At 37.5% G+C, this 9,842-nt stretch carries 11 protein-coding genes; 2 read left to right on the top strand and 9 right to left on the bottom strand.

Annotated elements, in window-relative coordinates; all coding sequences use genetic code 11:
* Window positions 1-1,008, top strand: a 1,008-nt coding sequence (locus AAC037_RS11220; RefSeq protein ID WP_339903079.1) for a leucine-rich repeat domain-containing protein, incomplete at its 5' end; no start/stop codon positions are given.
* A 56-nt stretch (window positions 1,009-1,064) separates the two neighbouring features.
* Here the strand turns inward: AAC037_RS11220 and AAC037_RS11215 are convergent.
* The 6 genes from AAC037_RS11215 to AAC037_RS11190 form a co-directional block, all read right to left on the bottom strand.
* Window positions 1,065-1,559 carry a DNA starvation/stationary phase protection protein gene (locus AAC037_RS11215; protein ID WP_339903078.1) on the bottom strand — a complete coding sequence of 165 codons (495 nt, stop codon included), beginning with the start codon at window positions 1,557-1,559 and terminating at the stop codon, window positions 1,065-1,067.
* A 229-nt stretch (window positions 1,560-1,788) separates the two neighbouring features.
* Window positions 1,789-2,811 carry a hypothetical protein gene (locus AAC037_RS11210; protein ID WP_339903077.1) on the bottom strand — a complete coding sequence of 341 codons (1,023 nt, stop codon included), beginning with the start codon at window positions 2,809-2,811 and terminating at the stop codon, window positions 1,789-1,791.
* 20 nt (window positions 2,812-2,831) lie between these two features.
* Entirely contained in the window at window positions 2,832-3,155 is a 324-nt protein-coding gene (locus tag AAC037_RS11205; RefSeq protein WP_339903076.1) for a DUF3817 domain-containing protein, read from the bottom strand.
* A gap of 4 nt (window positions 3,156-3,159) precedes the next feature.
* Entirely contained in the window at window positions 3,160-3,717 is a 558-nt protein-coding gene (locus AAC037_RS11200) for a hypothetical protein (RefSeq protein ID WP_339903075.1), read from the bottom strand.
* Between the two features lie 32 nt (window positions 3,718-3,749).
* A complete protein-coding gene (locus tag AAC037_RS11195) occupies window positions 3,750-4,289 on the bottom strand; it encodes an acyl-CoA thioesterase (RefSeq protein ID WP_339903074.1) in 540 nt (179 codons plus the stop codon).
* Between the two features lie 2 nt (window positions 4,290-4,291).
* On the bottom strand, window positions 4,292-4,957 hold the full coding sequence (locus tag AAC037_RS11190) for a protein-L-isoaspartate(D-aspartate) O-methyltransferase (RefSeq protein WP_339903073.1): 666 nt from the start codon (window positions 4,955-4,957) through the stop codon (window positions 4,292-4,294).
* A 278-nt stretch (window positions 4,958-5,235) separates the two neighbouring features.
* On the opposite strand from AAC037_RS11190, the gene AAC037_RS11185 reads away from it, so the two are divergent.
* Window positions 5,236-5,823: a riboflavin synthase gene (locus tag AAC037_RS11185; RefSeq protein ID WP_339903072.1), complete on the top strand. Its 588-nt coding sequence runs from the start codon at window positions 5,236-5,238 to the stop codon at window positions 5,821-5,823.
* Here AAC037_RS11185 and AAC037_RS11180 read toward each other — a convergent pair.
* From AAC037_RS11180 to AAC037_RS11170, 3 genes are read right to left on the bottom strand one after another with little or no spacing between them, the layout of a single operon-like run.
* Window positions 5,810-6,403, bottom strand: a complete 594-nt coding sequence (locus AAC037_RS11180) for a phosphatase PAP2 family protein (RefSeq protein ID WP_339903071.1) — start codon at window positions 6,401-6,403, stop codon at window positions 5,810-5,812. The two genes, AAC037_RS11185 and AAC037_RS11180, sit on opposite strands and share 14 nt — an antisense overlap.
* 3 nt (window positions 6,404-6,406) lie before the next feature.
* Window positions 6,407-7,312: an oxygen-dependent coproporphyrinogen oxidase gene (hemF, locus tag AAC037_RS11175; protein WP_339903070.1), complete on the bottom strand. Its 906-nt coding sequence runs from the start codon at window positions 7,310-7,312 to the stop codon at window positions 6,407-6,409.
* A gap of 23 nt (window positions 7,313-7,335) precedes the next feature.
* Window positions 7,336-9,765, bottom strand: coding sequence for a BamA/TamA family outer membrane protein (locus tag AAC037_RS11170; protein WP_339903069.1), 2,430 nt, complete (start codon window positions 9,763-9,765; stop codon window positions 7,336-7,338).
* Between the last annotated feature and the right edge of the window lie 77 nt (window positions 9,766-9,842).

Raw genomic sequence — 9,842 nt, 5'->3', positions numbered from 1 at the left:
ATGGATTCCTTGAGTTTAGACAATAGCAAGATTAAAAATCTAAGGCCTGCGCTTAAGTTTAAGAGCATTACTTACTTGTCATTAGAGAACACCATGATAGAAGACCTTTCTCCCTTGGCAGAAATGAAAAATCTTTTGCATATACATGGAGATTATAGTGCTGTAAATAATCTCAATGCCCTTCAGGAGCTCACAGGACTTAAACGTCTTTCTTTTGTAGGGACGAATATTGAATCAGTTGAACCCCTTAAAAGAAAGACGTTTAAGTCCTGTGAGCTCCTTGAACCCCTTAAAAGCCTGCCTTCTCTAGAATATGTCAATCTGGATGATACCAAAGTGCCGGAATGGAATGTACAGGAATTAGCGAGTGTGTTGCCCAATACCAATGTGATTTTCAGGTCTCAGGCCTTGGAATCTTGGTGGACCGGCCTCAATCAAGGTTGGAAGAAATTGATTTCCGACAATTATAACTTAAAGGATAATCCTGATACTTGGGCATTGCACCAAGCTACAGCCAGTTCAAGAATGGAAATAATAGGGGCCAATGTTTTAGATTTAGAACCACTGCTTGTTTTCTTCAACTTGAAAGAGCTTATCATTAAGAACGTTCCTCTCCAAGACCCTTCAGCTATTTCAAGGCTCGAAATGCTAGAGGAACTTCAAATTACTGAGTCTCCTTTTAGAGATTTGAATGTAGTGGCACCTTTATCCAATTTGGAGACACTCAATGTTTCTAATACAGCTGTTAGCGAGTTGGATCCCCTTAATTCTCTGGAAAGGCTAAAGCACCTGAATTTGTCCGGGACAAATATATCCAACCTTAAAGGTTTGGAAATGCTTTATGATTTGCGATCCTTAGATATAGCCAGTACCGGGGTGAGAAGCTTAAAGCAAATCACTCACCTAATAAATTTAGAAAGTTTGGTCTGCTTTAATACAAGATTAAGTAATCGGAATGTGGAAAAATTTAAAGCTGAATTGCCAAACTGTGATGTGAGGTATTATTAATATTGCATCAAAAAAATAAAGTAAAAAAAAATCCCCGATTTTCTCGGGGATTTTTTTTAGTCCTTGATAAAGGAGCTCAGCATCCAATGATGTAATTCTACGCTCTTTATAAAGGCTATTAGCATATCTTCTGTAGCACTATCACCCAAGTCAGCAACTTTGATAGCACAATCATTCATATTGTCTACCAGTATTTGAAAGTCTTCGAGTACTTCATTTACCATTTCTTTAGAACTTAGATCAGTTCCTACTTCCTTGATGTCAGCATACTTTAAGTAGTCTTTCATCAAGCTGTATGGAGTCATTCCAAATACCCTGATTCTCTCTGCTATCAAATCAATGTTGGCAAAGGATTCTGTGTATAACTCTTCAAATTTCTCATGTAAATCAAAGAAATCACCTCCTGTAACATTCCAGTGAAAGTTTCTTAATTTCTGATAGTGAACATGATAATTTGCCAAAAGTTGATTCAATGAAGCCACTATTTTTTCTGATTCATTCTTATTGTATCCAAGTTTTTTAAAAACTCTTTTTTCCGATTTGGTGCTCATAATTTTCAATTTATCTTTAAAAATAATTAGATCTTTTGTCCTTATATGACCATAAACTATGCCAATTGTAGCTTTTCGGCTTGGTAAATAACAACTTATTAGAGCGGTGCTCATTTATATAGACTGGGCTTTTCTCTGGCTTGTATCATACTGGTTTATTAATTATACCGAAGGCTGTTAAAGACATTTGTTCATTAAAAAATCGATTTATTATGAAATGAGGAGTTTTTTATCTGATAAGAACCTGATTTAAGCTCATTCTAAGAATTCCACCCATATTCTTGCAGCGAAGAAAATCAAGGTTTTTGTAGTGTTTTGCCAATTCATTTTTCAGGCTTTCAATATTTGATTCTTTGGATAGCACATCTTTCTCCATGCTATTTAGGATATCAGTGATTTCCTTGGGTGAGCTTTTTAATCGAGTAGCGATCAAAGCTCTTTCCTCTTTCTGATATTGATTCATGGATTCCTGTGTTATATGTTTGATTCCTAGCTGGATCAGGGCATTGTTTTGTTTAAAAAATTGAGGTAAATAGATTGTTTTTTTTCCTTCATAGGATTGTTGGTCAAAATCAATTGACCTGATTCTATAATGGGTTTCTTCAAAATCAGGGGTTACATCAATTACAAAGTTAGAGGAATGCATGTCACCCAAGAGTCTTACAAAACACCTTTCATTGAATTTAACAAACTCTTTAGAAAGTCGAATGGGATTTAGGAGAGGATCATAAAGATGCTGTTTCATAAACTGCTCTCCGGGAATGCCGGCTATATGTTCTTCTATTAGGGTGTTTCTATATACCAAATAGCCAATTCTATTGGGAGACAAAAGATGCTCTAAACCCAAGCCATATACCCTTGATGCATCGGCGTTTTTAATATAGAAATAGTCAAAATTATCATTGATACGATTGACTATTCTTACCCTAAATGGTTGTGTATTGCCATACGTGCACAGGTCTATCCTGTCTACATACAAATGTTGCATGACTGACATGTCACCATCAGCTTTTAGTAGGGCATATATTTTTTTGACCTTATAATGAATCTCATTTCTATCGGACTCATCATAAAATACAGTTTCCCACAAAGTGTCATTTCCTTTGAAATCATAAAGGGCAATGGAATTTGTAAACCTAAGTAATTCCTTGTAATGAATAGGTATATCTACTTCTCTACCATATTTTATCAAGTATTTTCTTAGATTTTCACTGATGGGGTATACGATCTTTTTTTTGCTAATTACTGCCATACGCTAAGTATTTTATGGCCTTAAGTTTTCTCCTCTATAATTTTTTCTTGCTTTCTTAATTTACGATCAAATAGGAATGGACCAAAAGGAAGTATAGAGGCAATTAATCCTAGTAAGGCGGTTCTGAAATGCCAACGTAATTTTCTGGATGTTGGGAACATCACAAGTATATACAGCATAAAAAGGACACCGTGTATCCATCCAACATATGTAACCATGGCCGGTAGATCAAATATGTATTTCAAAGGCATGGCAATAAAAACCAAAACCAACATGGAAATACCCTCTGTAATACTTACGATTCTAAACCGGTGCAATATGGCTAACCGCTCTTCATTTGTCATTTTATTATTTTTTAATATTGAAAAATACTTGTAATGTATCCCATAGTTTTCTCTTTAGCGGTACGTTTTTTTCTAAGGTATCTAAATCGTCTGCAAAGAAATAACCAATGGATTCCTGTGTAATTTGATAATTTTCTTTTTTCATCCCCATTAAAGGGTGGTATATGGTCCCGAACAGGATCATCTTTTCAGGGTTTAGTTGTTCCAGAGGGTTCTCGTTGCTTCCTTTTAACGAAAGTTCTGATACCAATGCGATGTCCTTTAAGGAAAGATTAACAGCACTAAAGATCTTTAATAGAAATTCCCTGCTGCTTTCTTTAAGTTCATCTCCCTGATAGATTACCAGGATTGATTGCTTGAACTCACCTTCATAAGGAATGGGTTCCGGATCATGCTCTTTTACTATCGCCGGAACTTCCGGTTCATTGGCAATTTCCGGGCTAGGAGTGGAACCCAAATCCAGCCTTGAAGCAATTTTATTTACAGCGAGTTTTTCTTTGACTTCCTCTTGGAGCACAAAGATCTCATCGGTTAGAAATAATGACAATTCTTTTAAATTCATCTTTTTGGAATAAGCTTATGAAATTACAAAATTTATTCCTTTTGACCGATCCCATCGATATCAAAAAGAGCCAACAGTTCCGTTGCATCCTTAGGGTCCATTCTTTTGGCAAGAATGAGCCGAAGTTGTCTCCTCCTTAATGCCCCTTTGTACAGTTCTACTTCACGATCATTAACAGGTTTTAGTTCAGGTACTTTTACAGGCTTCCCTTCACTGTCAACGGCCACAAAGGTGAAGAATGCCTTATGTGAGGCATATTTGCTATTGGCCGGAATGTCCTCTGCAAAAACCTCTATGTAAATCTCCATGGAAGTGTTAAATGCCCGGGTGACCTGTGCATTTAAAGTGACAACGTTACCTAGAGCGATTGGGTTTTTGAATGAAATATTATCTACCGATGCAGTGACCACAATTGAGTTGGAATGACGTTGGGCAGCAATAGCCGCTACCACATCCATCCAATGCATCAATTTACCGCCCATTAAGTTGTTTAGGGTATTGGTGTCATTCGGAAGCACCATTTCTGTCATGGTAACCACCGAATCCTTTACATGCTTGAATGATTTTTTCATAGTCAGGTGTTATATTCCCAACCTTCATCTCCCCGAAGGGGAACAAATGAAAAGTTGTCAAAAGATTCTTTCAAAATCTGTTTGTTGGTTTGTTTGGTTAATTTTAACATTTGCTGCTTTCTTCGATCTCCTACAGGTATTACCAGGATCCCACCTAATTTCAATTGCAATAACAGGGTCTTAGGAACTACAGGTGCACCTGCAGTCACAATGATTTTATCGAATGGAGCCTGATTTGGTAAACCCAAACTTCCATCTCCAAGATAATGTTTTATTTTAACCCCAATCTTAGGTAAAAACTTTTTCGTTCTTTCATACAAGATCTTATTGTATTCAATGGAATGAACGTTTGCTCCCAGACAATACAAAATTCCTGCCTGATATCCCGATCCTGTCCCTATTTCCAATACTTTTTCCCCTGGGTGTATGTTCAATAACTCGGTTTGAAACGCAACCGTGTAAGGCTGGGATATGGTTTGCCCTTCTCCTATGGGAAAGGCCTTGTCTTCATAGGCATGACTCAGTAGGGCAGAATCGAAGAAGAAATGCCTGGGTAAATTGTTAAAAGCTTCCAGAATGGCTTCATTGTGAATGCCTTTGCTTCTCAATGTTTGTATCAAAGCTCTCCTTTTGCCTTTATGTAAGTAACTATCTTCCAGTTTAAACATGTTTTTGAATGCTTCATATTCTGATTGGATTGCTAAGTTAATGCTAAAAATGCCTTACTTTGTCATCTAATCAGGAATTATACCAAGGTTTTCAGGTTTCAATTGAAATTAGTCATTTCTTTAGGCATAGCCAATAATTTAGAATTGAACCAGCCTTATTGAGCAATCGTTTATGAAGAATAAATCCTAGAAGAAGGAGGTTCAGGCATTAATTTGAGATGGATGAAAGCCTTTTTTGAAATAGGATTTTTGCTAGTAACGGTCAAATATATAAAACAATGTTTACAGGAATAATAGAAGCTATTGGCAAGGTTAAAGGAATAACGGAAGAAGGAAGTAATATCCATTTTGATATTGAAAGTCCCCTGGCCTCAGCCTTAAAAATCGACCAATCCCTTAGCCATAATGGTGTTTGTTTAACAGTGGTTGCAGTCCATACCAATGAGTACAGGGTTACAGCTATAGACGAAACCTTACAGAAAACCAACCTTGGCAAACTAAAGGTTGGGCATTTGGTTAATTTGGAAAGATGTATGCCTGCCGATGGAAGGTTTGATGGCCACATTGTTCAAGGACATGTTGACCAAACAGGGGAGCTTTTATCTGTTAATTCGGTGGATGGAAGCTGGGTGTTTAATTTTTCATACCAACCCGATAAAGGAAATGTCACAGTAGAAAAAGGATCAATCTGTGTCAATGGTACAAGCCTTACCTGTTTCAATTCAAAAGAGGGGCTATTTAGCGTAGCGATAATTCCATATACTTATGAAAACACCAATTTTCACTTGTTACAACCTGGAGATATTGTCAACTTGGAGTTTGATATTATTGGAAAATACATCCAAAGAGTGCTCAAAGGTTACTGAGTCGATTTTTGGATGTATTTTCCGTCCAAAATGCTTTCACTTTAATGATTATCCAGTAAACTAGCCAACCTGATAGAATGCCAACCAGCGCCCCAACAAGGACATCACCCGGATAGTGTACACCCAAATATATTCTGGTATAAGATACGATGGCCGCCCACAAGAATAACCAACTAAAATTGGGGATCTTTTTGGCTCCTACCTTTTGGAAATAAGCAGCCAGACCAAAAGTATTGGCGGCGTGAGATGAGGCAAAACCATACAATCCACCACAACCCGAATAATTTAAAATTATGCCCTGCCAGCGGGGATCATGACAAGGACGTAACCTCTCAAAAAATGGTTTCATAAAGGCTGAAGTAAATTGATCAGCCAGTAAAATCACCAGAATTAGGCCTAGGATGTACCAAATACTATCCATTTTGTATACTCTTACGAGAAGAAATAATAAGAATATATAGAAAGGTATCCATATGTATTTGCCAGTAATGAGCAACATTACAGGATCCAACCAAGAAGCGTAGATTTGATTCAAAAAAAGGAAAAGCTGTTCGTCCCAGTGTGCGATGCTATCAATCATAGGCTAATCTTTAATCCAGTTGATTCCTTTTTTCAACAGTTCAAGTGTTTTTGAAGCTTCACTTCCCGATTCAGGTGTTTGGTTATAAACCCAGTTGGCTTCCGGAGGCATACTCATTAAAATGCTTTCTGTGCGTCCATTGGTGTCCAACCCAAATTTGGTGCCTGCATCCCAAACTAAATTGAACTCTACATACCGACCTCGCCTCAATGCTTGCCACTTGAGCGCTTGCTCACCATAGGGGAGCTTATGGTTTTTGGCCATAAAGTGGCAATAAATATTTGGGAATAAATAGCCCAATCCCTCAACAAAAGAAAGCAACTTGAAGAACGGCATTTTTTCATTGGCACTTAACCGGTCAAAGAAGATACCTCCAATTCCTCTGGTTTCTTTTCTGTGGGGAATGTAGAAGTATTCATCTGCCCATTGCTTAAACTTTTCATAATAGGAAGCATCATAAGCATCACAATGTGCTTTTAGCTGCTTATGAAAATAACTCGCATCTTCCAAGTCCACAAAGTGAGGCGTCAAGTCAATTCCCCCTCCAAACCAATAGGTGCCATTGCTCATCTCAAAATACCGGATGTTCATATGGATAATAGGAACCATAGGGTTTATGGGATGGATAACAATGGAAACCCCGGTTGCAAAAAAATCAGCCTCTTCCAGAGAAAGCTTTTTTAGGATTTTTTCCGGTGTTGGGCCATGAACAGCAGAAAATGCTACCCCGCCTTTGGCGATAATTTCACCGTCAGTTAAAACTTTTGTAGCTCCACCACCACCTTGGGGTCTTTCCCAAAGGTCGGTTTTAAACTTTCCTATTCCATCTTCCTTTTCTAAGGCCTCACATATATGATGTTGTATTTTTTGAAATCTTTCCGCAATGATTTCTTTTTTTATTTTTTCCATGCTAAATGGGTAAATTAATTGGGCTAAAATGGATAGCCTATACCAATATTAAATACTTGTTGTCCTTTCTCACCTAGAGGATTTTCGAGAGACAATTTATCGAGAATAAACCTTTCTTTTTCCGGCCTGGCAGGATCATATGCCTTAATCCCCATATCCAGTCTCAATACCAAAAAATCAAAATCCATTCTCAAACCTATACCTGTTCCTACGGCTATTTCTTTGTAAAAACGATTGACTTTAAAATCAGTTCCCTCCCTTGACGGGTCAACAGCAAAAGTCCAGGTATTCCCGGCGTCCACAAATATGGCTCCGTCAAAATAACCAAATAATTTCCTTCGGTATTCAAACATTGCCTCAAATAATATTTCACCGGGTTGTTCAAACCTGTAATCAAAAGTCCCATCGTCATCTAAGTCCGGAGTAAAGCTGCCCGGACCTAGCCTTCGTGGCTGCCAAGCCCTGATGCTGGTACTCCCTCCGGCAAAGAAATACTTCTCATAGGGCAATACGCCGCCGCTGATACCATAAGGCTTGGCCAAACCTAAATTAAGTCTGTAGGCAAAGGTGCTTTTATTACTTAGTGGGATATATTTTCTAAAATCAGACTGAAATTTTAAAAACTGAAAATAATTTAAAGTATTATCACCAAATTTTTCAGGGTCAATCCAGTTGAAAGTGGTGCCCCCACTCTCCATAAAAATTCGCCACATAGAAGCTTCATTTTTCTGGAATAATCCATATTGATTAAAATTAATGATTACCTGACCGGAAATGCTACTTACATAGGAGGGAAGAAAGGAGTTAATCAGGTTATTGCCTTGCGCTTGCAATTCTTCAAGACGTTCCCTAAAAACCGAATCCAAGTCGGAACGGATAAGGTTTGCGTCCAAAAGGTTGACAGTAAACTGTTGTTTTAGGTTTCTGGTACCCCAGTTGTAAGCCAATATGGTATTTAAGGCCTCCCTCATATATTCAGGACGATTTACAAAGCTGTAGCCCAATAAGGTTCTGGTTCTGGGATTATACCGACCAAATTTTTCTAGGGTCCCAAAATTAAATGGAACCAAAAACTGCGGGAAAATTATAGAGGCTGAAGTAGAAAGTTCCCGGCTCCTGTATACACCGCCTTCTGTGGTAGCTGAAGCAACCCCTTCCAAACCTGCCCTAAAATTAAACTCGAAAATTTCCAACCCTTTGAAAATATTTCTGTTTTGTAGAGAATGACTGAAGAATGGTCCTGGCAGCTGTTCTGTAACACTGGCTCCAAGTTGATTGGTTATTTGAAACTTTTGGTTGGGCCTTGTGTATATATTGGTATTGATGATATTTGCTAAGGTGTCGAAAGATATGTTTACAAACCTAAACATATCCAAATTGGCCAATTGCCGTTGGGTTTCTATGACTGCATATTTATTGTACAAATCACCTTTTTGGAGAAAAATTCTAGAACTGATTATTTTTTCTGAATAATTGTCTTGGTACATGGAAAATTTGATGTCATTCCAGAAAGTCTGTTCCTTTTCATCTGCAATAAGATCACTCGGAGGAGCTATAGAAAAAGTGATCGAGTCCAAGATGTATTTCTCATGGTTTTTACCTGAGTTTGGTTTGTTGATGATTTGTTCCACTACCACGTGTTTCTCCACCGTATCTTTGTAAACATTGTATTCGATAAAAGATTTGGAAAATGCATAATATCCATTTGCCTTTAATATATCTTCTATTCTTTGCCTTTCCTTAGTGATATTCGATTGACTATACCTCGCTCCGTTTTTTAATAGAGAATGTTTCTGATTGGTTTTCAGAACACCATTTAATGTAGTATCCTCATTGGTGTTGAACAAGCTATCTATAATATATGGGCTGTTTTCGGTGATTAAATAGGTAAGCTTGGCCTTTTGTTTGTTGCTGTCAATTGCTGTTCTCACTTTGGCGTCAAAAAAACCGTTATTTTGAAGATAGATAGCTATTTGCTGTGCTGAAACAGCTGTTTTTATACTGTCTAAAATGACTTTAGGATTACCTGTACGCATAAACCAATTGCCATATTCTAGTTTTTTCTCCAGGCCATTTATTTTATTATTAAGCTTGTTGTATCTTTTTTCTACTTTTGTTGAGGTGTTCCCTTGCCTTATTTTTTCTGCAGAACTTTGGATGGATTGCTCTGCCTCCAGTATTTTTTTGGCAATTTTACTGCTGTCATATAGTGCATTGCCCAAATTGTAAACCATCACTCCCGGAGAAATATTGATCAGTGGAATTCTTGTATTAGGCTTTTGCTGAATAAGATTTTTAATTGCCTCGCCATCACTTTTAACAACCCCTTGGGTGCTAACATCAGTAAGCAAAAGTTCACCCTCCTGGAGTCCCCTGGTCAGGGAACAGCTCCACAACAAATGGATCAAAAAAAGAAAATTTATATATTTGGTCTTCTTCACTACAACACTCATGGCTAATGCTAAGCAAAAATACAGTTAAGTTTATTAAATCCTTGCACCAGAAAAAATTCCGTAAACAAGAAAGTGCA

It is taken from the genome of uncultured Cyclobacterium sp. (assembly GCF_963976465.1).
Lineage (GTDB): Bacteria > Bacteroidota > Bacteroidia > Cytophagales > Cyclobacteriaceae > Cyclobacterium.
This window is presented reverse-complemented; position numbering and strand designations above follow the sequence as displayed.

Bases quoted from the DNA above. Each gene is read 5' to 3' on its own strand.
- AAC037_RS11180 (WP_339903071.1), bottom strand. From the start codon at position 6,403: ATGATTGATAGCATCGCACACTGGGACGAACAGCTTTTCCTTTTTTTG.
- AAC037_RS11215 (WP_339903078.1), bottom strand. From the start codon at position 1,559: ATGAGCACCAAATCGGAAAAAAGAGTTTTTAAAAAACTTGGATACAAT.
- AAC037_RS11185 (WP_339903072.1), top strand. From the start codon at position 5,236: ATGTTTACAGGAATAATAGAAGCTATTGGCAAGGTTAAAGGAATAACG.
- AAC037_RS11170 (WP_339903069.1), bottom strand. From the start codon at position 9,765: ATGAGTGTTGTAGTGAAGAAGACCAAATATATAAATTTTCTTTTTTTG.
- AAC037_RS11200 (WP_339903075.1), bottom strand. From the start codon at position 3,717: ATGAATTTAAAAGAATTGTCATTATTTCTAACCGATGAGATCTTTGTG.
- AAC037_RS11210 (WP_339903077.1), bottom strand. From the start codon at position 2,811: ATGGCAGTAATTAGCAAAAAAAAGATCGTATACCCCATCAGTGAAAAT.
- hemF (WP_339903070.1), bottom strand. From the start codon at position 7,312: ATGGAAAAAATAAAAAAAGAAATCATTGCGGAAAGATTTCAAAAAATA.
- AAC037_RS11195 (WP_339903074.1), bottom strand. From the start codon at position 4,289: ATGAAAAAATCATTCAAGCATGTAAAGGATTCGGTGGTTACCATGACA.
- AAC037_RS11205 (WP_339903076.1), bottom strand. From the start codon at position 3,155: ATGACAAATGAAGAGCGGTTAGCCATATTGCACCGGTTTAGAATCGTA.
- AAC037_RS11190 (WP_339903073.1), bottom strand. From the start codon at position 4,957: ATGTTTAAACTGGAAGATAGTTACTTACATAAAGGCAAAAGGAGAGCT.